Annotated in this window: 22 protein-coding genes; 11 read left to right on the top strand and 11 right to left on the bottom strand. The window is 45.7% G+C overall.

All coding sequences use genetic code 11. The features are described 5' to 3' along the window. Positions 1-8: 8 nt before the first annotated feature. From ACLVWP_RS16885 to add, 4 genes are all read right to left on the bottom strand, one after another. Positions 9-944: a S1 family peptidase gene (locus ACLVWP_RS16885; RefSeq protein ID WP_413558828.1), complete on the bottom strand. Its 936-nt coding sequence runs from the start codon at positions 942-944 to the stop codon at positions 9-11. 154 nt (positions 945-1,098) lie between these two features. After that, a complete protein-coding gene (gene pip, locus ACLVWP_RS16880; protein WP_413558827.1) occupies positions 1,099-2,061 on the bottom strand; it encodes a prolyl aminopeptidase in 963 nt (320 codons plus the stop codon). Between the two features lie 14 nt (positions 2,062-2,075). Next, entirely contained in the window at positions 2,076-2,678 is a 603-nt protein-coding gene (locus ACLVWP_RS16875; protein WP_413558826.1) for a DUF6624 domain-containing protein, read from the bottom strand. Next, entirely contained in the window at positions 2,678-3,700 is a 1,023-nt protein-coding gene (add, locus tag ACLVWP_RS16870; protein WP_413558825.1) for an adenosine deaminase, read from the bottom strand. The genes ACLVWP_RS16875 and add overlap by 1 nt, the downstream gene beginning before the upstream one ends. 36 nt (positions 3,701-3,736) lie before the next feature. On the opposite strand from add, the gene ACLVWP_RS16865 reads away from it, so the two are divergent. Beyond that, positions 3,737-5,743, top strand: coding sequence for a transketolase C-terminal domain-containing protein (locus ACLVWP_RS16865; protein ID WP_413558824.1), 2,007 nt, complete (start codon positions 3,737-3,739; stop codon positions 5,741-5,743). A gap of 20 nt (positions 5,744-5,763) precedes the next feature. Here ACLVWP_RS16865 and ACLVWP_RS16860 read toward each other — a convergent pair whose 3' ends face one another. After that, on the bottom strand, positions 5,764-6,684 hold the full coding sequence (locus tag ACLVWP_RS16860) for a trypsin-like serine peptidase (protein ID WP_413558823.1): 921 nt from the start codon (positions 6,682-6,684) through the stop codon (positions 5,764-5,766). Between the two features lie 170 nt (positions 6,685-6,854). Between ACLVWP_RS16860 and gloA the strand changes: the two genes are divergently transcribed. Then, positions 6,855-7,367: a lactoylglutathione lyase gene (gene gloA / locus ACLVWP_RS16855; protein ID WP_413558822.1), complete on the top strand. Its 513-nt coding sequence runs from the start codon at positions 6,855-6,857 to the stop codon at positions 7,365-7,367. Between the two features lie 153 nt (positions 7,368-7,520). Continuing rightward, on the top strand, positions 7,521-7,781 hold the full coding sequence (locus ACLVWP_RS16850; protein WP_413558821.1) for a hypothetical protein: 261 nt from the start codon (positions 7,521-7,523) through the stop codon (positions 7,779-7,781). Between the two features lie 81 nt (positions 7,782-7,862). Here the strand turns inward: ACLVWP_RS16850 and ACLVWP_RS16845 are convergent, their stop codons facing one another. Beyond that, positions 7,863-8,330 (bottom strand): chemotaxis protein CheW, encoded by a 468-nt coding sequence (locus ACLVWP_RS16845; protein WP_413558820.1) that lies wholly within the window; start codon positions 8,328-8,330, stop codon positions 7,863-7,865. 271 nt (positions 8,331-8,601) lie between these two features. Here ACLVWP_RS16845 and ACLVWP_RS16840 point away from each other — a divergent pair, with 271 nt between their 5' ends. From ACLVWP_RS16840 to ACLVWP_RS16825, 4 genes are all read left to right on the top strand, one after another. After that, positions 8,602-10,749, top strand: coding sequence for a chemotaxis protein CheA (locus tag ACLVWP_RS16840; protein WP_413558819.1), 2,148 nt, complete (start codon positions 8,602-8,604; stop codon positions 10,747-10,749). Then, the gene (locus ACLVWP_RS16835; RefSeq protein ID WP_413558818.1) at positions 10,746-11,615 is read left to right on the top strand and encodes a CheR family methyltransferase; all 870 of its coding nucleotides are present in this window, start codon (positions 10,746-10,748) and stop codon (positions 11,613-11,615) included. The genes ACLVWP_RS16840 and ACLVWP_RS16835 overlap by 4 nt, the downstream gene beginning before the upstream one ends. A gap of 9 nt (positions 11,616-11,624) precedes the next feature. Further along, entirely contained in the window at positions 11,625-12,686 is a 1,062-nt protein-coding gene (locus tag ACLVWP_RS16830; protein ID WP_413558817.1) for a protein-glutamate methylesterase/protein-glutamine glutaminase, read from the top strand. A gap of 102 nt (positions 12,687-12,788) precedes the next feature. Beyond that, positions 12,789-14,897, top strand: a complete 2,109-nt coding sequence (locus ACLVWP_RS16825) for a response regulator (protein ID WP_413558816.1) — start codon at positions 12,789-12,791, stop codon at positions 14,895-14,897. A gap of 2 nt (positions 14,898-14,899) precedes the next feature. Here ACLVWP_RS16825 and ACLVWP_RS16820 read toward each other — a convergent pair whose 3' ends face one another. Beyond that, complete coding sequence (locus ACLVWP_RS16820; protein WP_413558815.1) at positions 14,900-16,087, bottom strand: poly(A) polymerase; 1,188 nt, start codon at positions 16,085-16,087, stop codon at positions 14,900-14,902. Positions 16,088-16,164: 77 nt separating this feature from the next. Between ACLVWP_RS16820 and ACLVWP_RS16815 the strand changes: the two genes are divergently transcribed. Both ACLVWP_RS16815 and ACLVWP_RS16810 read left to right on the top strand, forming a co-directional pair. Beyond that, positions 16,165-16,980, top strand: a complete 816-nt coding sequence (locus ACLVWP_RS16815) for an alpha/beta fold hydrolase (RefSeq protein WP_413558814.1) — start codon at positions 16,165-16,167, stop codon at positions 16,978-16,980. Between the two features lie 45 nt (positions 16,981-17,025). Next, entirely contained in the window at positions 17,026-18,672 is a 1,647-nt protein-coding gene (locus tag ACLVWP_RS16810; RefSeq protein ID WP_413558813.1) for a DEAD/DEAH box helicase, read from the top strand. A gap of 37 nt (positions 18,673-18,709) precedes the next feature. Here ACLVWP_RS16810 and ACLVWP_RS16805 read toward each other — a convergent pair whose 3' ends face one another. From ACLVWP_RS16805 to ACLVWP_RS16790, 4 genes are all read right to left on the bottom strand, one after another. Further along, positions 18,710-19,108 (bottom strand): hypothetical protein, encoded by a 399-nt coding sequence (locus ACLVWP_RS16805; protein WP_413558812.1) that lies wholly within the window; start codon positions 19,106-19,108, stop codon positions 18,710-18,712. Between the two features lie 119 nt (positions 19,109-19,227). Then, positions 19,228-19,911, bottom strand: a complete 684-nt coding sequence (locus tag ACLVWP_RS16800; RefSeq protein WP_413558811.1) for an ankyrin repeat domain-containing protein — start codon at positions 19,909-19,911, stop codon at positions 19,228-19,230. Continuing rightward, complete coding sequence (locus ACLVWP_RS16795; RefSeq protein ID WP_413558810.1) at positions 19,911-21,206, bottom strand: D-alanyl-D-alanine carboxypeptidase; 1,296 nt, start codon at positions 21,204-21,206, stop codon at positions 19,911-19,913. The genes ACLVWP_RS16800 and ACLVWP_RS16795 overlap by 1 nt, the downstream gene beginning before the upstream one ends. Positions 21,207-21,526: 320 nt before the next feature. Then, positions 21,527-21,817: a helix-turn-helix domain-containing protein gene (locus ACLVWP_RS16790; protein ID WP_413558809.1), complete on the bottom strand. Its 291-nt coding sequence runs from the start codon at positions 21,815-21,817 to the stop codon at positions 21,527-21,529. Positions 21,818-22,011: 194 nt separating this feature from the next. On the opposite strand from ACLVWP_RS16790, the gene ACLVWP_RS16785 reads away from it, so the two are divergent. Then, positions 22,012-23,607: a methyl-accepting chemotaxis protein gene (locus ACLVWP_RS16785; protein ID WP_413558808.1), complete on the top strand. Its 1,596-nt coding sequence runs from the start codon at positions 22,012-22,014 to the stop codon at positions 23,605-23,607. Next, entirely contained in the window at positions 23,597-23,818 is a 222-nt protein-coding gene (locus tag ACLVWP_RS16780) for a hypothetical protein (RefSeq protein WP_413558807.1), read from the top strand. The genes ACLVWP_RS16785 and ACLVWP_RS16780 overlap by 11 nt, the downstream gene beginning before the upstream one ends. Positions 23,819-23,828: the final 10 nt, after the last annotated feature.

Genomic DNA, 23,828 nt, shown 5'->3' with positions numbered 1-23,828 from the left:
CATCCTGATTATTGCTCTTTAAGTTTTGAAGCTGCTAAGTTCAACCACTGACGGAAGAACGCCACATTTGCGTAAACGGAATTGACTGAGCAATCAGAAATTCTGTTGTTTGCAGAGCGATTTGCAACACCCCATAGGTACAACTTATTGTTTTTTACGATAAATGCCGGGCCACCCGAATCACCGTGACAAGTGATTCCAGATTTTGGTGCCACTTCAATTTCTGAACTAGAAAAACGAGTGTTCTTAACTAGGGCAGAGGCTTTACGCAAAACTCCTGCTCCCTCAAGTTTGACTTCCGAGCAATTCAACAAGCGCACAGAGTCTTGGCAAACCACTTGGCCTGATTGAATGGAGCCGATCAAATCTGGGTAAGTATTTACGTCGATAGCTGTTTTAGTCACTTTATTAACGCCGTAACCAGCGATCACAACTTCTTTGCCGTTAGCGATGTCGTCTTCGGAAGCCAATGCTGTCACTGGAGAATAACCTTTTGGAATATCGCCAGTGAATTGCAGAAGGGCGATGTCTCCAGTGTCAGTATCTAGATGATCTTCGGCGCCCCACCATGCCGGAATCGCTGAGCGAGTCACTGTGCGTAGTTCTGTCGTCGTAGCTTTACCGGAAGGATCGATCACGCGGTCAAAGATAACAGAGATGCTCAATCCATTTTCTGGATCAAACACACAGTGTGCGGCTGTCAGGATTAAATTGTCTTTAAGAAGAGTGCCGCTACAAACTTCGACTTCGCCAGTATTGTTATTCTGAATAAGAAGTCCGACGACGCTTTTTGAAATCGTATCGTTTTCTTGAACTTCTTTGCCGCCGATGATCGCAGCATCAGATTTGATTTTTTTGGAAATCACAGGTGTCACAGCTTGCGTGCAGGCTGTAAGTGCAGAGCTAATTGCTAAGAACAGAAGACTACGGTTCCAAGACTTCAATTTTTCCCCCAGGAAAAAGCATCACAACCCTAATGATGCGTTGAGCCATATAACCCTAGGTGAACGTATTTTGGAAGGGGAATTTAGGACATGGAAACAAATTCTCGCCCGAGGGAAATTGTAAGAAATTCACCCTCGGAGCGCTCAAATAGAATTAAATGGAACGGCAGGCGTCCGTGGCCTCGATCAAAGCTGAACGAGTGCCCGGTTCGGCCGCTGCGTGGCCGGAGTCTGCGATAATTTTAAAGTTCGCTTCAGGCCAAGCTTTGTGAAGTTCCCAGGCTGAAGTTGCCGGGCAAACCACGTCATAGCGACCTTGAACAATCCACGCTGGGATTTGGCGGATCTTATTAACGTTTTCCAAAATCCAGTTGTTGGTATCAAAGAAAGCATTGTTCGTGAAGTAATGGCATTCGATGCGTGCAAAGCTCAATGCAAAATCAGGATCATCGAATTCATCTACGGCATGCGGGTCTACGTACAAGCGTGAGGTCGCAGCTTCCCACTTGCTCCAAGCTTTCGCTGCTTCCAAACGGATGTTGCGATCTTCGTGAGTCAGGCGTCTGTAGTAAGCTGTCACCATGTCATGGCGTTCGTTTTGAGGAATCACTTTCAAGTACTCATCCCATACGTCAGGGAAGATTTGCGAAGCGCCTTCTTGATAGAACCATTTGATTTCAGAAGGACGGCACAAGAAGATCCCGCGCAGAACTAAAGCCTTCACGCGCTCTGGATGTTTGATCGCGTAAGTAAGAGCGAGTGTTGAACCCCAGCTGCCACCAAAGACAACCCATTTGTCTATTTTAAGATGCTCGCGAATGCGTTCTGTATCAGCAACCAAATCCCACGTCGTGTTTTCTTTAAGTTCAGCGCACGGAGTGGACTGGCCTGAGCCACGTTGGTCGAACAAGATAATACGATAAACTTTTGGATCAAAGAAACGACGGTGATCGGGAGCCACACCACCACCGGGACCACCGTGCAAGAACACGATTGGTTTACCAGCTGGATTGCCGACTTCTTCGTAGTAAAGATTGTGGATTTCAGAAACTTTTAAAAAGCCTTTATTGTAAGGCTCGATGCTTGGATAGAATTCGCGTAGATTTTGTTTTTCCATATTCAGATCCTTTTCTAGGGCATGTCGACTTTACGCCATCCCACCTTGTGAGTCCATGCTACATATTCTTCCTGACGCTTCTTGGGATCAGCGGGGTGAAATTCTCCGTCGAGTGGCGTAATAACTAAGCTATCCACAGGGGGCAGATCCATTTCGGCGCGACGAGCATTCAGTTTGCTTTCATCTTCGACGTCGGTGATGCGCAGAATGCCATTATCATCCCAATCTGCATTGGTGCCGTAGACTTGCTTGCGACCTTCATAAAAGCGAATGCGATCCACTAAGCGCGCGACATAGTCTTTAGGAACTTTGCCATTTTTGGCCAGATCTACAGTGACAACTTCCATTTCGCGCATGAACTCTGGCCAGCTGATCGCATGCAAAATCAATCTCATCGCATCAATGGCAGCGTCCTCGCCCACTTTATCAATCGTTGGGAAGCCGTGCTCCTCGATCAGTGTTTTCAAATGCTGAGCGTGCTTTAAATGAACTTTCTCCATTGCTGGGGAGTAGCCTTGAAAAAGTTCTCCTGTCGCGGCTAAGACTTCGCGAACGGCAGTATCTTCACGCATCATGTGGCGAACGTCTTCGGCAAATTGCTTCCAGTCTGTTGCCATTAGAAAAAGTCTCCTCTGAATTTGTTTTTCTCAGCTTCAGGTATGAAGCTTGCTTCGAATGCAATTTGATTGCAGCGTTTGAAGTCAGCAACTGTAAAGGCATGCACGCGGTGAAGAACTTCATAGTCATCACTCAGTGTTGTCGCAAAAATTCCCGGGTCATCTGAATTCACCGTCACCAAAACACCGGCATTCAAAAGCTGGCGAATAGGATGATCTTCATATTCTTTAAATGACTGAGTCAGGTAATTACTGATCGGGCAAACTTCTAAAGGAATTTTGCGATCACGGATGTAGTTTAAGATTTCGGGATTGCGAACAATCTGAATGCCGTGGCCAATGCGCTCGGCTCCTAAAATTTCCACCGAGTCTTTAACCCAACTTGCCGCAAGGTCGTTTGGTGTTTCGCCAGAATGAACGGTGATATGCAGCCCCGCTTTTTTGGCTTTTTGGAAAAGGGGAGCAAAGATCTTAGGATCAAAGCCCTCTTCGTTGTCAGCCAAGTCCAGAGCGACAAAGCTGTCTTTGTGGTCTATGGCGAAATCCACAACTTTTTCCGCAACAGCAAAGGGCTTTATTCGTTGCACGATGCAGATCAACCCCACGGCGAGGGGGAAGTTTTTCTGAGCCATCTTGATGCCCTTAAGTAACGCCTGGTGGATAGACTCAAAACTCAAGTTATCGTGGCCGTCTGCGATAAAAGTCGGCGCATAACGCAGCTCAAGCAGACGGATGCCATCATTGAAAGCGTCTTCACACGCTTCATAAGCAATACGCGTGAGGATTTCTTCGCTCGCCAGCACTTTTTGAGCATTTAAGAACTTATTGAGGACACTCCCAAGATCATTCATGGGTTCAGTGATTAAAAATTGGTCTTTTTGTCCTTGGGAAGTTTTCGCCAAAGGGATTCCCACTTGGGGAGCGAGTTCTAGGAGAGTACTCCAACGCACTGAGCAGTCGAGATGGCGATGAAGCTCTACTTTTAAAAGATCGCGAATGTTGTGAGCGTACAGCTTTTGCATTTGATGTTCCTTGGCTAGGGAAGTAGAACATATTCTATGACTGAACCTATTCAAATCAAATCAAAATTGGCTGGCAACCCTACGCATGAACTTCAATTCAAAAGCTTTGTTAAAAGCAAAGACGGCAGATCGATTCCGGTCGCTGATCCACGCTCGACGCGCGCGCTTGTGTCCTTGATGGACATGAATGCTGTGCTTGGTGGCGCGGCTTCACATTACGGCGGTCCTGCGGCTTTCGCAGAATTGATGTCGGCAATGCACGGACACGTGTTCGACGTTGCTCAAAAAGAAAATAAGCCTTGGTATGATTTGTTTCATGTCGTTAATGATGCTGGTCACTGCGAAAATGGTTTGTACGCTTTGAAAGCGAACTACCAAATGGCAGGTTTGAATTTGAACAGCCTTAAAAAATTCCGTTCGATCGAATCTGGCCTAACGGGTCACGGTGAAGTTCACTGTTTCCCTGAAGGTGTTTTTGTTTCTAACGGTCCTTTGGGATCTGCTCTTCCACAAACTCAAGGTTTGGCGATGGGCGAGGCTTTGTCGGGTAAAAACCGTGTGACGATCACAGCGATCTCTGACGGTGCAAGTATGGAAGGTGAAGCACGTGAATCTTTCGCGGCGATCCCAGGTCTTGCAGCAGTTGGTAAAATGGGTCCTTTCGTGATGGTGATCTCTGATAACAACACGAAACTTTCTGGTCGTATCGATAACGAATCTTTCTCAATGGCGCACACTTTCGCATCATTGAAAACTTTGGGTTGGGATGTGATCTCGTTGCCTGAAGGTAACGACTTGCAAAAATGCTACGATGCTATCGTAACAGCAGTTGAAAAAGCGAAAGCAAATCCAAAAGTTCCAGTGGCGATCCACGCAAAAACCGTCAAAGGTATCGGAACTAAGAAAACGGCTGAATCTGCATCGGGTGCTCATGGTTTCCCATTGAAAAGTCCTTCTGAACTTCCAGCGTTCTTGTCTGAAATCTACAATGGCGAAACTTTGCCAGAAGTTTACAACACTTGGATCGGTGAATTGAACAAGTGGGAAGCAGACATCAAAGCAAACGCTGTGAAAGATACAGGCGAAAAAATCCAAACAGGGATTTCTTCCGCGATGATCCGTGCTCGTAAAGCCGGTCTTCCAGTATTGAGTGTGACTTCGGATCTTCCAGGTTCCACAGGTGTTGCAGGTTTCAGAAAAGAATTCCCAGCTGACTCTATTGACGTGGGTGTTGCTGAATCGAACATGGTTTCTACGGCAGCGGGTCTTTCTAAATTGGGTTACATCCCAGTTGTCGATACTTTCGCACAATTCGGTGTTACTAAAGGCGCATTGCCAATCACGATGGGTGCTTTGTCTGAAGCTCCAATCATCGCAGTGTTCTCTCACACAGGTTTCCAAGATGCGGCTGACGGTGCTTCTCACCAAGCTTTGTCTTATGTGGCGATGGTTTCTTCGATCCCTCACGTTGATGTGTACTCTTTGTCTTGCAGCGAAGAAGCTGACAGCTTGATGTTCACAGTGCTTGAAAACTTCGCTAAAGACCGCAAGGCTGGCAAAGTTCCAAACAGTGCGATTTTCTTCTTGGGTCGTGAAAACTTCCCTAAGACATTCGTAGCTGGTACAAAATACGATCTTAAAAAAGCACAAATTCTTGCGGACACAACTGCGGGTAAAGCAAAGTCTGTAACAATCGCGACAACTGGTTCACTGGTTCTTCAAGCTTTGGAGGCTTCTAAAACTTTGGAAGCACAAGGTATCGGTTCCGTGGTTGTGAACTGTGCAAACGTAAATCACGTTGACGTTGAAACTTTCAAAACAGTTTTGGCTAAAACAGGTGGTCGCATGGTGACTGTCGAAGATCACCAAGTGATTGGTGGTTTCGGTCAAATCCTTTGCCATGGCCTATTGCAAGCGCAAGTGCCATTCACAGTGAAGTCTTTGGGTGTTCATGGTGAGTTCGGTCAAAGTGCTTACACGGCTCTTGAGCTTTACAAAAAGCACAAGATCGATGCATCTGCGATCGTAGCAGCGGCAAAGTAAGAGCGATCTAAAAAATAGATTTATAAAGGGGAGGCGAGAGCTTCCCCTTTTTCTTTTAGGGATTCCGAGATCACATTCATCATTAAAATGTTTTCGCCCATGCACTCTTCGTCTTTGCAGACTTTCGGCATCTGACAGCCTCGCGCTGTTTCTTCTAGATCCACTTCGCCAGAATTTACAATACCCACTAACTCGTGAGTATTTTTATCGAACACCGGGCCGCCAGAATTTCCCGCATATTCATCTAAATTGCTGACCGCAAGCACGCGATCAAAGGAGCGGATGTATCCGTCAGAGTATTTTTTTGTCGTCCCTAGTGGGTACCCAATCGTGTAAATGGAATCTTTTAAACTCAGGGGAGTGGTTTTGATTTTCACAGGTTGAATGCCGGGAACATCACGGTCTAATTCCACCAGGGCATAATCCATCAGGTTGCCTTTTTCAAAGAACGAAAGGGCGCGGATTTTTTTGCACGAGTAGACATCACTTTTATTGATAGGCTGATGTTCGTCGTTAAAACCAAAAACGAATGCAGCATCGGCGCAAGTGTCCTTGGCCAAGGTCATACAATGAGCCGCCGTTAAAACTAAATTTGGCGCGACAAGGGCTGCCGAACACAAAGCGGGATTTTTTGATTCTGTATAGCGGAACTCAGGGCAAGTTTTGAAGGTGCTCTTCACCGTTTTATCGGGAATACCAAAAGTGCCGTCGGCTTGCTCGATCAGGTTGTGGTGATAGATCATCGCTGCATTCGCTTGAACATTGATTTGAAAGCGTTTGTCGTCAGAAATTGACGTCATTCCCTGTGTGGATTCCATCGAATCATCGCCATAAACCACGCCTTGGTGCTCGCGCTCCTGCAAGGAAATTTTGTTTTGGGGGGCTTCTGAACACGCCACCAAAACCAGAGCTAAGACTAATGAGAAAACGTGATTTTTCATAAGGACTTCAAATAGCAAAAGTGAGGCTTGCTGTAGTCTAACAACGAGGCTTTGGCGGCAATTTGCTGTCGATTTTTTTAACAGCAGCCGATATTGGCAGACTCATTGATTTTCACTGTTAACTTCTTGTGATATAGCTGGGTCGTTCATTACCACAAGAGGAGAACACCATGGCTGAAAACATCCCAGGTCTTTGCCTGACACCCGATGCAGAAACGAAAAAGTACGTCTTCAATCACACGATGCTTCGTGTGAAAGATCCGAAAGCATCTTTGGATTTTTACACTCGCGTACTGGGTATGAAATTGGTGCGCAAACTTGATTTTGCAGAGTGGAAATTCTCGCTTCTGTTCTTGGCCTATGTTCCTGAGGGCACAAATATTCCGACAGAAAACGAAGCAAACGCCAAATACACGTTTGGTCGCGAAGCAGTTTTGGAACTAACTCATAACTGGGGCACCGAAGAACAAGAGACGACGCCATACCATAACGGCAACACAGATCCCCGTGGCTTCGGTCATATCTGTGTGACGGTTCCTGATATCAAAGCGGCCTGTGAGCGTTTCGAAAAGCTGGGTGTGAACTTCCAAAAACGCCTGGGAGAGGGCGGGATGAAGAACATTGCTTTTATCAAAGATCCGGATAACTACTGGGTGGAAATCGTTCAGGCGGGGCTTCTTTAAGACTCCGCTGAAGTCGCTAAATTGCGAATATCCTTAGGTTAATTGCTTAAAAAGAGTGAGTTTTTGGTAATTATTGCTCGAAGGGTGGTGTTTTTCCCGGGCATGCGGTAGTTTGCGCGGGAATAAACAACTCAAAACTCTAAGGGAGTCTCAATGAAAGCAATTATCGCTGCTTTGGCTTTGGTAGGTCTTTTCACAACTCAAGCACACGCTGCTAAATCTTGCGGTCAAATGATCGAAGAAAAAGCAGAAGCTAACGCAAGAATCGCTTACTTGGTTTCTAAAATTAACAGCTCAAACGACGGCGAAAAAATCGCTTTTTGGAAATCTGAAGTAGCAACTTTGAAAGCTACTGCTGACTACTGGACTGCAACTATCAACGATCTTTGCAAAGGTGACGATTACAACGACTAATTTTTAATTAGTAGTGAATCGCAAATAGGAAAAGGCACTGATGTTCTCAGTGCCTTTTTTATTTTGAATTTAAGCAGTTGCTTAAGCAGCTTCAGAGAACTGAGCCATTTGGCCCATTTGATCTGAAGAGAACGCTGCAACGATATCAACAAGGATAACAACTTTGTTATCTACTTTGCCCATACCGCGAACGAAGTGCATTGAGCTTTGGTTGCCAAGAACCGGAGATGGTTCGATTTGGTTTTCCTCTAGATCAACAACCTCTTTTACAGAGTCTACGATCATACCTACTTGACCGATTTCAGTATCGATCACGATGATGCATGTGTCGCGCGTTTTATCTTGTGCATCCATACCGAATTTCACACGAAGATTTACAACTGGAATAATTTTTCCACGCAAATTCATGACACCCTTAACGTACTCAGGCGTGCGTGGAACCGGAGTGATTTCACCAAACTGGTTGATCTCGCGAACGGTTTCGATCGCTACACCATACTGCTCTGACATTAATTGGAACGTCAGATATTGACCAGGTTTTGCTTTCATTGACATTTCACTCATAGTAATTGGCCTTTCAAATGTAGTAGGTCCCCACACTATTCGCCGTAAATTGAAGTCAACTTTAGGGCTTTTCATTAATTGTTAAATATTATTGTTAATTCTTATTTTCGTATCTTTTTGAGGCGCTTACCTGAGCCTGGTCCAGTTCCGCATATCCACCCCCTGCTCTGGACCTTTGATGGAGAAGCAAATGTCATAAGTTGCCGATATAACGAGTGAATAAAAGTACATAAGTTACCCCGATGGAGAGATAGAGATGAGCGGCGATAACGCATTCTTTGAAGAACTGCAGATGGATTTTCTTAACGAGTCCTTGTTCATGTTCGAGCAATACGATGAATCCATGATGAAGTTAGAGAACAGTGATGATCCAGCAAAAGATCTGACTGATATTTTTCGTGTAGCCCACTCTGTAAAAGGTGGTGCAGCAGCAGTTGGATTGACTGATCTTGCGAAGTTCGCCCACGTTGCGGAAGATCTTTTAGATCTACTTCGTTCAAAACCAGATTTGGTAAACTCCAATGTTATTTCATTGTTGTTGAAAGCCGGTGATGAGTTGAAAAACCGCATCTCTACTTTGCAGCAAGGTAAGGGTGGTCCTTGGGATCCATCTGAACTAGTAAAACAATTGGTGGCTGTTACAGAAAGTCTTTCTGGTAAAAAATCATCTCATACGAAAGCTGCAGAAGCAGCAGCGGCTGCCGCTCCAGCTCCTGCGGTTGCTCCTGAAGAAGAAAAAATCGCGGTACCAGATGACTTCTTTGAACACGTCGATGCAGCGGCGGCTGCAGCTCCTCCTCCAGAAGCAAAAATGGTTATTCCTGAACCAACTGAAGACGTCACAAATCACGATCTATTGGCAGAGTTGCTAGCGCAATTATCTCCAGAAGATCAAGCAGAGTTCCATGCTCAAGAAGCTGCGGAAGCTGCAGAAAAGGAATTGATCGCCGAGCTTGAAAAAGGCCCGATCGAAATCCCAGAACAGACGGTTGCAGAAACTCCTGTTGTGGCAGCGGCTCCAGCACCAGCAGCTCCTGTTGCGAGTGCTGACCCTGTGGCAGAAACTCCAAAATTGAAAGTAGTCTCTGAGGCTAAGGCTCCTGCTGAAGGCAGTGGTTCTGGCGGTGGCGGCGGCAGCAAAGCTCCAGCAAAAAATCAAAACAGCACTATCAAAGTTGATACGGGCCGTGTGGATTCCGTTTTGGATGCGGTGGGTGAGTTGGTCGTTTTGAAAAATCAGCTCGTGCACGATGAAACAGTTCGCAGTGGTCAAAACCTTCGCTTAGAGGCGATCGTAGATCAATTGGATAAAGGTGTTCGTGAGCTTTACGAAAAAACGTTGAGCATCCGTATGACGCCGTTAAAATCCATGTTCATTAAAATTCAACGTATCGTTCGTGACGTTTCTTTGACTTTGGATAAGCCAGTTGATTTGCAATTGATTGGTGAGGAAACAGAGGTCGAAAGAACTGTATTTGAACTTCTGGGTGACCCTTTGGTTCACTTGGTTCGTAACTCGATGGACCACGGTGTAGAGAAAAAAGAAATTCGTAAAGAGCGTGGCAAGCCTGCGACTGCGAAAGTCACGGTATCTGCAAAACAGAATGGCGGTAACGTTATCATCGATATTTCAGATGACGGTGGTGGTATTAACCGCGAAAAAGTTCTGAATAAGGCGATTGAAAAAGGTTTCGTTCCTAAAGGTCAAGACCCAGCGACGATCCCTGATGAACAAGTGTTCCAATATATTTTCTTCCCAGGTTTTTCTACGGCAGACAAGATCTCAGACCTTTCTGGTCGTGGCGTTGGTTTGGACGTAGTAAAATCAAACTTGGATAAAATTAACGGTAAGATCAACATCATCTCTAAATCAGGTGTGGGTTCGACATTCCGTTTGACGATTCCTCTAAGCACAGCGATCACTGACGGTATCATCGTGTCTTTGGATGGTTCTCGTTACATTCTGCCAATTCACTCCATCCGCGAGATCGTGCGTGTACTTCCGAAAGACTACACGAATATCTCTAACGCTGGAAAAGTTGCAAATATCCGTGGTCTTTTGCTTCCGGTGATCGACGTGTCTCATACATTGGGCACGCTTAATCAACAATGGAACAACAAGCTTACGAATACACCAGCGCAAAAACGCGATGACACTTTGAGTGCTCGTCGTGAAGAAACGATGCTGGTGATTATTGAATCCTCAACAGGTCAAATGGCATTCCCAGTTGACGATGTTTTGGGTCAAGCACAGGTTGTGGTTAAACCGATCGTTACAGGATTTGATATCCCTGAGATCGCAGGTGCTGCGATTCTTGGTGATGGTCGTACAGTTCTTATTTTGGATCCAAGTTCATTATTGCAGTCCGTTTCTAAATCAGCAGGAATGGTGGCAGCGGCATGAGCGCATTAAAGAAAACAGAGGCAGTCAGCGCTCTCTATGAGTTTGAGGATATCGAGCTTACAGAGAAGATGTTTGGCAAGTTTGCAAAACATATGTATGACCTGGCGGGAGTGGATTTACCATTCTCTCCTAAAAATCATGCATTGATCAGAAACCGTATCGTAAAGCTTTTGCGCCGTCATGGCTTGAAATCTTACGAACAATACTGGGATAAGATCGAACACGGAAATCATGAACTGACGTCAGAGTTTATTTCAGCTCTTACGACAAACATGACGTCCTTTTATCGTGAAGGAAATCACTTTGATTTCTTAGCTCAGCAATTGCCAGAGCTTCACAAAAAATTCGGGAATGACATTCGTATGTGGTGTGCAGCAGCGAGTACAGGTCAAGAGCCTTACACGATTGCTATGACTGCGCATGAGGTTATGCAACAGATTCCAAGTATGAAGGCTCGCTTGTTGGCGACGGATATCGACTTGCAAGTTCTTAAGAAAGCATCAGTAGGTGCTTATGAAGAGCGCGAAATGCAAGGTCTTCCGCCTGCACAGCGCATGAAGTATTTTGAAAAAGTTAAAAAGAACGAAACTGAGTATTGGAGAGCTCGCGATAATATCCACGATATGATTCGCTTTGCTCAATTCAATTTGATGAGTCCTAAGTATGAGTTTCAGCACAAGTTCCATGTGATCTTTTGTCGAAACGTACTGATTTATTTCGATGAAGAGACAACCAAGAAAGTTATTGATAGCCTGCAATCATGCTTGGCTCCAGGTGGCTATCTTGTGCTTGGACACTCTGAATCTGGAAACATCAAACACGCTCACTTGAAACCGCTTTCACGCGCAGTTTACCAAAAACTGTAAGAAGGATTTATGGGTCAAAAAATTAAGGTTCTTATTGTTGATGACTCCGCGGTCATTCGTAAATTGCTAGAGAAAATTTTCTCTGCAGCGGCTGATATTGAAGTTGTAGGTACGGCTTCAGATCCTTATATCGCTCGTGATAAATTGGTTCAGTTGAAACCAGATGTAATGACTTTGGACGTAGAGATGCCTCGTATGGACGGCATTAGCTTCCTAGAAAAAGTCATGCAGCATTTTCCCACTCGCACGATTATCTTTTCAAGCTTGGCAAAAACTGGCTCTGAAACTTATCTGCGTGCCTTAGAGGCGGGTGCGATCGAGATTATGGAAAAACCATCGATCGACGTTTCCCAGTCTCTTGAGGTTTTGGGTCGTGAGATCGTAGAAAAAGTGCGCGTGGTTGCACGTGCTCGTATTCAAGCTAAGACCAAGCTTCCGACGGTCACATCGACGGTTGCGAAGGTAGACAGAACTTCGTTGGCTCGTACAACGCATCAGATGATTGCGGTGGCTTCGAGCACGGGTGGTACTGAGGCCTTGAAAGTATTCTTGTCTGGTATGCCAGCAAATATTCCTGGAACAGTGGTGGTTCAGCATATGCCGCCTGGTTTTACGAAGTCATTTGCGGATAATTTGAATGCAATGTTCCCGTTTGAGGTCAAAGAAGCGCAAGAGGGTGATCAAGTGGTCCCAGGTCGCGTTTTAATTGCTCCGGGGAACTTCCATATGGAGATCACTCGTAGTGGTGCATTCTATTATGTGAAGCTTCATCAAAATCCGCCAATGCACAGTGTTCGCCCTGCTGCGGATTACCTCATGAAGTCAGTCGCGAAGTATGCCGGGAAAAACGCTCTGGGCGTGGTTTTGACGGGTATGGGTAAAGACGGCGCTGAAGGTCTTCTGGAAATGAAAAATGCCGGAGCCTATACAGTGGCACAAAATGAAGAGACATGTGTCGTTTATGGAATGCCAGCGGCAGCGGTTGCTTTAGGTGCAGCTGATAAGATCCTAGCTCTTGATAAAATCGCTGGTGATCTTTTGAGACAGTTGGATTTGAGAGAAGCAGCTTAGTAAATTACAAAAAATTTAGTCATCGTGTAAAACAGGGAAAGTTTAGACTTTCCCTGTTTTATTTTCAGCGCGTATGGGATAGTAGAAGATATCTGTGCGTGTATGAAGAATAATGAATCATTAGAACTCAAAATTAGAAAAGTGGATCTGCTTCTAGGGCAGAGTTTTACGGCGATGATCGCGGTACTTACGACCGCTTATTTCTACACGTTCATTGCTTGGGACACACTCTCTCACAAATTTCTTATCATCTGGTTTTTGACGATCAATATCTATGCAGCTTTAAGTTTAGGTATCGTACCTTTTTGGAAAGAAGCCAAAGACCGCATTCAGCGCTCAGAACAATTGAAACCCTGGCTAAGAGCTAAATACTCGTTACTTTGTGTGTCCGGCGCTTGTTGGGCAGCGATGGGGTATGTGGCTCCTTGGTCAGGCACGGCTGTGCAAAATCTTTCCGCGATGCTAGCAGCTGTTATGACGGCGGGCGGGATTATTCTTTACGTCTCGAACCGTATTGCCATGTTCTGCGTGGTCGCTCCTACGATTTTAGGTTGGGCTGCGGGTTACATCGTTTCCGAGCAACCTCATCACTATCTTGTGGGTGGGGTGATGATGATTTATCTGGGGTTGGTGTTCGGCATTGGTCGTTCCCTCAACAAATCTCTGACGACTCTATTCACTATGGACCGCAAACTATTGCGCTCTGAAGAGCGTGTCAGTCTGGCGATGGCATCGTCTGAAGCGATGACTTGGGACTGGGACCTGCAACAGGATATTATCTTCCGCGAGGGCAATCTGGCTTTGTTGTCAGAGCAAGCTCTTTTGAAGGACATCTTAAAATCACACTTCCATGAACACCGCGAACTGGATTTTGAATTCATCTTAGCAAGTGAAAAGGGTGGTGCAAAGTCCTTGGCCTTCCGTGGAAAGATCGAACGTGACGAGGCCGGTGAGGTGATTCGTGCGACAGGCATCCTTTGGGATGTAACGATCAAAAAGAATCAAGAGTTCCTTCGCCGCGAAAGAGACCTGCATGAGGCCGCCAATGATGCAAAATCAGTTTTGCTAGCAAATGCCAGTCACGAAATTCGCACTCCACTGGCAGCGATCATTGGTTTTTCAGATGCCATGCTGACGAATCCTAATTTGGACGAGCAGGCTTACCGCGATACCTTGTCGATTCAGCGCCAAGGTAAATTTATGACTTCGTTGGTGAATGATCTTTTGGATCTTTCTAAGATCGAAAGTAAAAAGCTGCTATTGCAGAAAGTCCCGATGAGCCCGGTGCGTGAAATCGAAGATTCCGTTTCAGTGATTCGTACGGTTCTGGATAAACGTCATCGTATCTTTTTAAGTTTTGCGAGTTTATTGCCTGAAGAAATCCAAATGGACTCCGTTCGTTTCCGTCAGGTCTTGATCAACCTGCTGTCGAATGCTGTGAAGTTCACTCCACAAGGAGAAATCCATGTGGCGGTTTCTTTCGGTATGGACACGGACAATCAAGGCACACTTCGTATCTTAGTTAGTGACTCCGGTATCGGGATGAATAAGCAAACTCAGATGAATCTGTTCCAGCCATTTATGCGCGGTGAAAGTCGCGAAGTTCAGAGTGTGGTAGGTTCAGGCTTGGGCTTGGCTTTATCGCAAAGGCTCGCGCGTTTATCAGGCGGCGACTTGCGCTTGATTGAATCGGTCGAAGGCAAGGGCAGTACTTTCGAGTACTCAGTCCGAGTGGGCTCCGTGACTCCGCTTAGATTGATCGAAGCTCATCAAGCGAACAGAAATATTGTGGAGTTAAGCCGTGAGGGTTTGCGCAGTTCTGAGTTCCTAAAAAACCGCCGCATTTTGGTGGTGGATGACTCCGAAGATTTACGCAACTTGATGGATCGCCACTTGCAACGTCATGGTGCTGTGGTTGATGTCTGTGACAGTGGTCAACTGGCGCTGGAAAAAGTCCTGCGCTCTGAAAATGGTTACGATGTGATCTTGATGGATATCAAGATGCCGCAAATGTCAGGTCATCAGGCGACGGCAGCTTTGCGTGAGGCGGGCTATCGCCGACCGATCATTGCGCTAACGGCTCAAGCAAGCACTGAGGGTCAAAGAGAATGTATGAAGTCAGGCTTTGATGGATATCTGAGCAAGCCTGTGGACATAGCGATGCTCGAGGAAGAATTAACCCGCGTTTTAACTGTAACGGTGACTGTGTAAGGCTAGTGAGTCGGAGTGACTTTGCCGCCGGTGAACTTTTCCACCTGTTGCATCCAGTAGTGAACTTCCGGTGCCGACAAAGAGAAATCAATCATTGAAAGCTTCATGGCCAAACCAAAGGCTTCATTGGAAATGAAGGCCATCTGACGGCGTTCGCCTTTGCGAGAGTAGTTGTCGATCTTTTTAAGACCCGTCATCAAATGCAAAGCTTTAAAGAAAACAGCGGCCTCTTGTTTAAAGATGCCCATTTCTTCGCGGATGAAATACGCCAATTTTGGATCATCCAGAACTTCTTCGTGATTCCAAAGGCCTTCGCCATATTGAGCTTTCATGAACGCAAACATGAAGCCAGCAAACAGCTCCAAAGGATCTTGTTTGTTGATGCCGACTTGGCTGATGCGAGCCAAATGCATTTCAAAGATTTCCATCTTAGCTGGATCCATGAAGACAGAATGCAAGCCTGGAAGAATTTGTTCCAAGATATGCAAATCGAAAAGCTCCATGAATGCCAGATGTGGTTCATCAAGGCGCAGGAACTTCAGCCACTCTTCACGGCGACGTGGTAGAACTGATTTTTTCAATTCAGAACTTGTTTCCGCGATCGCATGGCGCATGTTGGATTCGATAGAAAAATGCAATTTGTGTGAAAGACGAATCGCACGCAAGATACGAATTGGATCTTCGATGAAGCGCTCTTTAGGATCGCCGATCATACGAAGTACGCGGTTTTCGATATCTTGAATACCACCACAGAAATCAATCAGGCGATTTTGCGCGGGATCGTAAAAAACCGCATTGGCTGTGAAGTCGCGACGTTTAGCGTCCTCTTCCACAGTTCCGAAATAGTTATCGCCCTCGATCGCTTCATCTTCAGGAGTTGCAGCAAGTTCTTCCGCACTGACGTTACGGCGGAATGTTGCAACCTCGAATTGCAGATCACCACGTTTCACCAAAACCAATTTGAAACGACGACCGATCACATAAGCATTCGGTACTTTTTTACGAACTTGATTTGGGTGAGCGCTGGTAGCGATATCGAAGTCTTTGGGATGAATTCCAACCATAAGATCGCGCACGCAACCGCCCACTAGATAGGTTTCGAAACCAGAATCTTGCAGGTTTTTGACAATTCGTAATGCGTAAGGATCAATCCAGTCTTCGTGAAGCTGGGGCTTTTTGGTGAAACTCATTGTCGCTGAATCTACTCCCGTTTGGCCCAAAATTCAAACTTGAAATACCCCGATAAGGAGCGCAGGATAGGGCCGTTATGGCATACTTGGATAACTTCAATCATCAGTTCTATGGTCCAGAAAATGGGCGAAAATGGGTCTTTATTCACGGGCTTATGGGCTACGGGCAAAACTGGCGTCGAATCATTTCGGGCCTAGAAAGCACTGAGAGATGCCTGGCTTACGATCAACGTGGGCACGGTCGATCTTTTCAGCCAGAGTCTGGTTATTCCCCCGAAGACTACGCCAACGACCTCAAACAGATTGTCGACGAACTCGGCTGGGATAAGTTCATTCTGGTTGGCCACTCGATGGGTGGTCGCAACGTGATGGCCTTTGCTTCGATGTATCCGGAGTATGTTGAAAAGCTGATTGTCGAGGATATCGGCCCTGAGGCTCACCCGAATGCGTATGAGTACTATGAGTATTTGTTGAATTTAGCACCCACTCCATTCGCCACTCGTGAAGAAGCTCGTAAGTATTTCATGGAAGACTTCGTGAAAACAGCTAAGACGCGAGAAAAGGTCGAAGTTATGGCTCAGTATTTCTATTCGAATATGGTGGAAAAACCAGACGGGACTGTGGATTGGCGCTTCTCGAAGTATGGTATTATTGAGTCAGTGAAGGCCGGACATACGCATGAGCGTTGGGACCAAGTCCGTGGCCTTAAAATGCCGACGTTATGGATTCGTGGGGAGACCTCCCAAGAGCTAAAGCCTGACATTTATCAGAGAATTTTGGCTGAGAACCCGATGATTAAGGGCGTCGAAATCCCTGGGGCTGGACATTGGGTCCATTCAGATCAGCCACAGGCCTTTATAGCAGCTCTAAAAAGCTTTGTTGGTGACTTTTAAGGCACTGAAAAGTAGGTTTGGGGCTTAGAACCGGAGTATAAGAAATTGAAATTTTCAGAGTTAAATTTAGATCCCGCCTTGATGACTGCCATTCAAAAAATTGGTTATGAAGAATGCAGTCCAATTCAAGAGCAAGCCATGCCCTACATTTTGGATGGCAAAGACGTTGCCGGCCTAGCACAAACAGGCACTGGCAAAACAGCAGCATTTGTTCTGCCTTTGATGGAGCGTATTCTTCGTGCTCGCCCAGCTCACGGCGAAATTTCTGATTCAGAAAAAGAAATCATCGAAAAACGCGCCTTCAAAGATTGGAAGCCACAAAACTTTATTTTGGTTTTGGTTCCAACTCGTGAATTGGCAGAGCAAGTTCAAGACAACATCATCAAGTTCGGCGTGGATAGCGGCCTTAAGGGTTTTGCGATCTACGGTGGTACTGGCTACGACAAACAAAAAGAGGCGCTTAAAAACGGTGTTGAGTTCATCGTGGCAACTCCAGGTCGTTTGATTGATTTGTACAAAGAACACTTGGTTGATTTGAAGCAAGTTCGCGCGATCGTATTCGACGAAGCGGACCGCATGTTCGACATGGGCTTCAAAGACGACATGAAATACATTTTGCAAAGAGTGCCTCGTGAACGTCAGTTCCTAGTCTTCTCGGCAACATTGAATTTCGATGTTTTGAATACTGCTTACCAATTTGGTTCCGAGCCTGTTGAAATCAACATCAGCCGTGACCAAGCTAAAGCTGAAAACGTGAAAGACCAAATCTTCCACGTGGGCAACGCTGAAAAACCTCAGCACCTTTTGTCTTTGCTTAAATTGCACAACCCAAAACAAGCGATCATCTTTACGAACTTCAAATTGAACGTAGAGAAAATCACTAAGTTCTTGGTTGATAACGATGTGCCAGCAATGGCGATCTCAAGCCTTTTGACTCAAGCTCAACGCAACCGCGTGATCGAGCAATTCAAGGCCGAGAATCACTTGAACATCCTGGTAGCAACAGACGTTGCGGCTCGTGGTTTGGATATCAAGGGCGTTGACCTTGTGATCAACTACGAATTGCCAATGGATTCTGAATCTTACGTTCATCGTATTGGTCGTACAGGCCGTGCAGGAACTACAGGTCAGGCGTTCTCCATGGTGGGCGAAAAAGACATCGAATCTTTGACTCGTATCGAAGATTATTTGAAACACAAAATTGAAGTGGGTTACTTGGAAAACGAACAGTTGATCCAAGAATTCAAACCTTTCCCAGATCGCTTCGATGGTCACTATCCGAAATCATTGGAAGGTGGCGAGCGTGGTGAACGCGGTCCTCGTCGTGAGGGTGGTCGCAGCGGTGGTAATCGCAATGACCGTGGTCCTCGCCGTGAAGGTGATCGTGGCCCACGTCGCGATAACCGCGGACCTCGTGGAGAAAATCGTGGTGAAAACCGCGGTCCACGTGAAGAGCGCAAAGGCGCTTCAGCTCAGAAGTCTGATGGACCAAATCCAAGGCATGCAAAACGCCCTGAGCACGGTAAGACTCAACAAAACGGTCAACACAAACGCGGTGAAAACCGTCATGGCCAAGGCGGCAACAAACGCCATGAGCCACGTAAGGGTGCAAGTGCTGTTCGCAGACAACCAGCACCGAAGCAAACGATCGGTAAAAAGATCACAAGCTTCATCAAAAAGTTGTTCTCTTAAAAATCAAAACCCCGGCGAACCCGGGGTTTTTTTATGTCTATTTTTTGTGAGTTCTTAAGTGTCCTATCTTCAGAGCAATCAGCGCCAATAGGACAGGGCCGATGGTAAAGAGGACTAGGTATAAAGTCGCTCCAGAGGTGTATCCCGCAGCCGTTAGGTGATCCCCCAGCTCGGAGTTAAAACCATTCTTATAAATATAAGAAACCGCCGTCATCCCCATCAACGCCAGCGTCGACACAGGTGTGGGAAGAGCAATCCACAGAAAGCTTCCGATCACGTCTTTATAGGTTTCAGAAATATAGAAAAGAAAAATTGCACTGATAACTGCGATGCCCAGGAATCCGTACGAAACGAAACCCGGCACATATTTAAAAGTGCAGAGGTAAAGGACTTGCGACAGGCATGTGATTGATCCAGATAACCAATAGCGATCCATGTTCTACTTATCGGTACAATGCACAGATCGGTTGAGCAGAGAGTGTCTCAGATCGGGATACCAACATTAAAATAAGAGTGGGAACTAGCTCTTCGCTGAGCGAACAAAAGCTGTATACGTTAATTTACAGCGGCGTCGATTGTAGCGGCTCTCTTAGAAAGAAGAGTCGTTAGGGCCTTGTTTTTTAGTTCCTTAGAAATGTCCAAAGCGGTTTTGCCTTGGTTATTTTTTATTGCAGTGTCAGCACCGCTTTGGATCAAGGACTTGGCGATGTTTGTGTAACCAGCCATGATCGATTCGATCAAAGCAGTGTTTCCCAACGCATTCGTCTGATTGATGATGGATTTGTTTTTAGCCAGAATTAGACGAGTCGTTTTCTCGTTACTTTTAGCAGCTGTGATTAACAAGTTGTCTTTGTTTTCACTTAAAACGGCGATGTCGACTTTAGCTCCTGAAGCAATCAACAATTTTGCTGCAGATTCTTGGTCGTTGGAAACGGCCAAAGCTAAAGCGGTGTCGCCGAACTTGTTTTTCTGTTCAAGGTTGGCTTTCTTTTGCAGAAGCAACTTCATCGCGGGCAAGTTGCCATGCATAGATGCTGTCATCAGGGGAGTCATGCCGTCAGCATCGCCGCGACCTGGATCGAAGCTAGCTGCTTTAATAGTTTTTTGGACTTCGGCATTTTTTTGTAGCTCGATGGATTTGTTCAAAGTCTCGATCTCTCCACCCTTGGCTTTAATCGGGCCAAAGAAAGTGAAGAGTGCGACTAGAACATAAAAAATCCAAACAGCTACATTGATCATTAGAACATTCCTAGGCTTGGCCCATATTCAAGCACCAACGCCGACTGCTTATCAAACGGCAGCGGTGTGATTTCGTTATAGGCGATTTTTTTGGAACCATTATTAATAGTGAAGAGCGCGCGAATACGGTTTTTGATGGCATTGGCTGCCGAACCATTCTCACCCGAAGAATCCTTGTGCATAAGGATCACAAAGTAAATGGTCCCATTTCCGGTAGAGATCGATCCCGCCAAAGTCTTGGCTTTATCAACTGTCCCGGTTTTTCCGATCATCGAGCCGTTCATAACCCCGTCGTATCTTCCGACAGTCGAGTCAGAGTCTTGACCCGCGACAGCCATAACATCGGTTAATTTTAAACCTTGGGTTTGTAAAACTTCATTGAGGCGAATCAGAACTTTGATCATCGCCGTGCAAGTACCCTCGTTATAGTCGTATTTTTTCTTAGAGATATAATCCGCATTGTTGCCAGAGCCCAGGTTGAACTCAAGATCGCGGTTGTCCATCTTAAGGGCGTGCGCCAAGTATTGATTGAATGCAGGGGTGTCGCCCAAGTTCCAATACAAGTGGTCTGCCACATAGTTATTGGATTTATTATTCATGGCTTTGACGATCATATACAAAGGAGCCGATTTATAAACGAATGTGCCCGTTTCCTTAGTTTTTTGGAAATCCTGCTTTGCTAGGAACTGAACGTTGCCGAATTGAATGTTCGGTTTCTTTTCGGAAAGATCGATACCAACAGTTTTAGCAAGCTTACGAAGGTAAGCATAAGATCTTTCAGAAACCGGAGTGATAAAGCCTTGTTCAAGTTCGTGCTGAACATGGGCTACTTGCGCCGCTTGATCTGGATAGAACTTTGTATCGCCAGCAATAGCCACCGGCTCTTCCACGTTCCACTCCATCAAAAGATTTTCGTCAAACGTCAGATTTTCGATTTTCGTAATACCCAATTGTTTCATCGCTAGCTGTGCCAGGATGAAGTAACCCACGTTGCGACCAAACATTGGATCTTGGCCACCTTCGATATGAAGGTCATAAGTGTTCGCGGATTTTTTAGTTAAATGCAGGCGAGTCGTGAAACGGTAGTTTGCACCCAGAGTTTCGATGGCCCATAAAGAGGTAACAAGTTTTGAAATGGAAGCGAGAGGAAATTTTTCGTTTTTGCTGTCGTTGCCTTCGATTTTGTCGGCGTTGGCTTTCATCGTGCAGGCCGAGTTCAGATAGACTTTTGCGTAAGCAGACGTCGTGGTGAAAACACCCACGATCAATGCGATCAATACCAGTTGTATTCTCAAGAATGACACCCTATTCCCCTTGTCCCCTAGATGTAATTGAGCTGGTCTACTTAGCAACTTGGGTTCGCTTAATATACTTAAAATCCTTTAATCTAAAGCTCTAACTGCAGGCGTTCCAAAGTTTTTGGACAATTTGCGGGTGGGTTCTTGTAGATTTTTCAGAAAGTGGAAAATAAGGGTGATTTCAGAGAGAAAACAGCAGGTTAATTAGCCTTCAGAATGCGCCGGTTTTGAATCCTTTGAGGATGGAGAATCGGCGTAAATTCCTTCTCGATTACGATCGCGAAGGGTCTTAAATATTGTTAAATTGCCGCTCCGGTCTATGGCCAAAGCTTTCCATCTTTATCAATCGCATACACAATCTTAAGTAGGACAACCAAGCTGGGAACGCGTTGTCGTTGTTCGATAAACTTAATCGTGGATACGCTGACACAAGCCAATTCCGCCAAAGTCTCTTGGGAGATTTTTTTGCTACGTCGATAGCGGGCGATTTTTCTGGCGATTGAATTGAGCTGGTCCTTCACGAATGATTTTTCCGAACGTCCATAAAACTCGACGTTCGTTAGCCATAAGCCATCATCTTCATTTTTTTTTGGTCTTTTTTTTGCCATCCAAGATGAATTCTAGTTATAGCTACATTATGTACCAGCTACATTATGTAGCTAATTAGCTGAAATCATATAGGAAAAATTACTCCAAGAAAGCTCTTGATGAAAAGACATAGAAAAAACTCACAAAACCGGACTCAACAATGCTTTGTTGGCGCCGAAATAGTGAGCGTCTGTCAAATAACACAGGAGTTTTCGTGGAGAAGAAGAGAAGTTTAAATTTTAAATTAGGTGTGGTGATTGCGATTCTGATCGTCGGTGCCACTGTGAGTTCGTTCCTTAGTATCGAAAAAATGGGAGAGATCAATGCTACGATCACTCGTTTGGTGAAGGGAAATGTCGTCCGTACGATTCTGATCAAAGATATACGCAATCAGGTGGACCTTCAGGCGCTGGAGATACGTAATCTGATTCTGGAAGACAACCCAGCCGGAATGCAGGAGTACAAAAAGAAATACGATGACCGCCGTCAGGGCGTTTTCGAGACGATGAAAACGTTCGAAGGAAATTCGAATGAAATCGGTATTAAAGAAATCGGCAACGTCAGAGAACTGTTCACTCGTTGGTCCACAGTGAGTGATGAAACAATTGCTCTTGCATTAAAAGGAGAGAACAAAGGGGCCTTTGAATTGTCGCGCAGTAAGGGCGGCCCTTTGCGTGCTGAATTGACGACAGCGCTTATGCAGATGGCGGAACGTCAGTCGCGCGTGATGGAAGATGAAGACAAAAAAGCAGATGAGCAGTATGAGGCGGCTCGCATGTTGGTCATTCTGTTCTCGTGCGTTTCCATCCTTATCGGTATCGCTGTTGCGGCATTCGTTTTGGTTACTTTGAGTCGTGCTATCACGAGTATTCTTCAAGACCTTAACGGCAGCTCAGAGCAAGTGTCAGTGGCTTCTCATCAAATTGCATCTTCATCCGAACAGTTGTCAGAAGCATCTATGGAGCAAGCGTCTTCTTTAGAGGAAACAGTTGCGACTATTGAAGAACTGACGTCGATGGTTCGTGTGAATGCAGATCATGCTAAGGAAGCAGCACGCTTATCCGAAGCCACTCGCAAAATCGCTAACAAAGGTGAAGAGGAAATTCGCACTTTGGTGACATCGATGGGGGAGATCTCTAAAGATTCTAAAAAGATCGAAGAGATCATTACGGTTATCGATGATATCGCATTTCAAACTAATCTTCTGGCATTGAATGCTGCGGTTGAAGCGGCTCGTGCAGGGGAGCAGGGTAAAGGTTTCGCGGTTGTCGCAGAAGCGGTTCGAAATCTGGCGCAAAGAAGTGCATCGGCTGCGAAAGACATCACCGATCTTATTAAGGGCAGTGTTGAAAAAATCGAAAGAGGCAGTCAGCAAGTCGAGGCAAGCGGCCAGGTGTTGGCAGAGATCGTGACGTCTGTACAAAAAGTAACAGACATTAATGCTGAAATTTCTGCGGCAAGCGAAGAGCAATCAAATGGTATCACTCAAATTGGTCGAGCGATGAATCAACTAGATCAAGTGACGCAAGTTAATGCGGCGACATCTGAAGAGGCAGCAGCTGCGGCTCAAGAGTTATCGGCGCAAGCGGGTCAGTTGACTCGTGTGGTGGATTTACTTTCTGTAGTGATCAAAGGTGGTGTCGAAGGTCAGCAGGTGGAGCAAAAAACTCCAACGGCGACGAAGACGGTTAAAAAAGCAGCGCCGACGGAAAGTAAGAAAGCCGCAGACGTAATTCCATTTACTCCGGTTCATGCAGACAAGGGCGGAGCTCAAGATAAAAGAAAAGTAGGCACAACAGATGGCTTCTAAGAAATTGCACCCTCCGGTGAAAACCAAGAAGCCTCTCAGTGACGAAGAATGTTTAGAAGTTTTGGGCAACCTGATTGATTTTAATAAGCGGATTGTCAGCTTGTTAGAAAAGCACGGTAAAACAGGTAAGAAAACTGAAGATTTGAAAGAGTTCACCGAGATCGCGGAGAAATTGGCGGTTTACGTGAAATCCAAAAAGAGTGCTTCATAAATAAAAAAGG

The sequence above is a fragment of the Bdellovibrio sp. HCB209 genome (genome assembly GCF_047306065.1).
GTDB lineage: Bacteria > Bdellovibrionota > Bdellovibrionia > Bdellovibrionales > Bdellovibrionaceae > Bdellovibrio.
This window is presented reverse-complemented; position numbering and strand designations above follow the sequence as displayed.

What these genes read in the sequence shown, in the direction of transcription:
- ACLVWP_RS16830 (WP_413558817.1), top strand. Translation starts at nt 11,625, where the DNA reads ATGGGTCAAAAAATTAAGGTTCTTATTGTTGATGACTCCGCGGTCATT.
- ACLVWP_RS16780 (WP_413558807.1), top strand. Translation starts at nt 23,597, where the DNA reads ATGGCTTCTAAGAAATTGCACCCTCCGGTGAAAACCAAGAAGCCTCTC.
- ACLVWP_RS16865 (WP_413558824.1), top strand. Translation starts at nt 3,737, where the DNA reads ATGACTGAACCTATTCAAATCAAATCAAAATTGGCTGGCAACCCTACG.
- ACLVWP_RS16845 (WP_413558820.1), bottom strand. Translation starts at nt 8,330, where the DNA reads ATGAAAGCAAAACCTGGTCAATATCTGACGTTCCAATTAATGTCAGAG.
- ACLVWP_RS16825 (WP_413558816.1), top strand. Translation starts at nt 12,789, where the DNA reads ATGAAGAATAATGAATCATTAGAACTCAAAATTAGAAAAGTGGATCTG.
- ACLVWP_RS16800 (WP_413558811.1), bottom strand. Translation starts at nt 19,911, where the DNA reads ATGATCAATGTAGCTGTTTGGATTTTTTATGTTCTAGTCGCACTCTTC.
- pip (WP_413558827.1), bottom strand. Translation starts at nt 2,061, where the DNA reads ATGGAAAAACAAAATCTACGCGAATTCTATCCAAGCATCGAGCCTTAC.
- ACLVWP_RS16815 (WP_413558814.1), top strand. Translation starts at nt 16,165, where the DNA reads ATGGCATACTTGGATAACTTCAATCATCAGTTCTATGGTCCAGAAAAT.
- ACLVWP_RS16875 (WP_413558826.1), bottom strand. Translation starts at nt 2,678, where the DNA reads ATGGCAACAGACTGGAAGCAATTTGCCGAAGACGTTCGCCACATGATG.
- add (WP_413558825.1), bottom strand. Translation starts at nt 3,700, where the DNA reads ATGCAAAAGCTGTACGCTCACAACATTCGCGATCTTTTAAAAGTAGAG.
- ACLVWP_RS16840 (WP_413558819.1), top strand. Translation starts at nt 8,602, where the DNA reads ATGAGCGGCGATAACGCATTCTTTGAAGAACTGCAGATGGATTTTCTT.
- ACLVWP_RS16805 (WP_413558812.1), bottom strand. Translation starts at nt 19,108, where the DNA reads ATGGATCGCTATTGGTTATCTGGATCAATCACATGCCTGTCGCAAGTC.
- gloA (WP_413558822.1), top strand. Translation starts at nt 6,855, where the DNA reads ATGGCTGAAAACATCCCAGGTCTTTGCCTGACACCCGATGCAGAAACG.
- ACLVWP_RS16860 (WP_413558823.1), bottom strand. Translation starts at nt 6,684, where the DNA reads ATGAAAAATCACGTTTTCTCATTAGTCTTAGCTCTGGTTTTGGTGGCG.
- ACLVWP_RS16820 (WP_413558815.1), bottom strand. Translation starts at nt 16,087, where the DNA reads ATGAGTTTCACCAAAAAGCCCCAGCTTCACGAAGACTGGATTGATCCT.
- ACLVWP_RS16835 (WP_413558818.1), top strand. Translation starts at nt 10,746, where the DNA reads ATGAGCGCATTAAAGAAAACAGAGGCAGTCAGCGCTCTCTATGAGTTT.
- ACLVWP_RS16790 (WP_413558809.1), bottom strand. Translation starts at nt 21,817, where the DNA reads ATGGCAAAAAAAAGACCAAAAAAAAATGAAGATGATGGCTTATGGCTA.
- ACLVWP_RS16850 (WP_413558821.1), top strand. Translation starts at nt 7,521, where the DNA reads ATGAAAGCAATTATCGCTGCTTTGGCTTTGGTAGGTCTTTTCACAACT.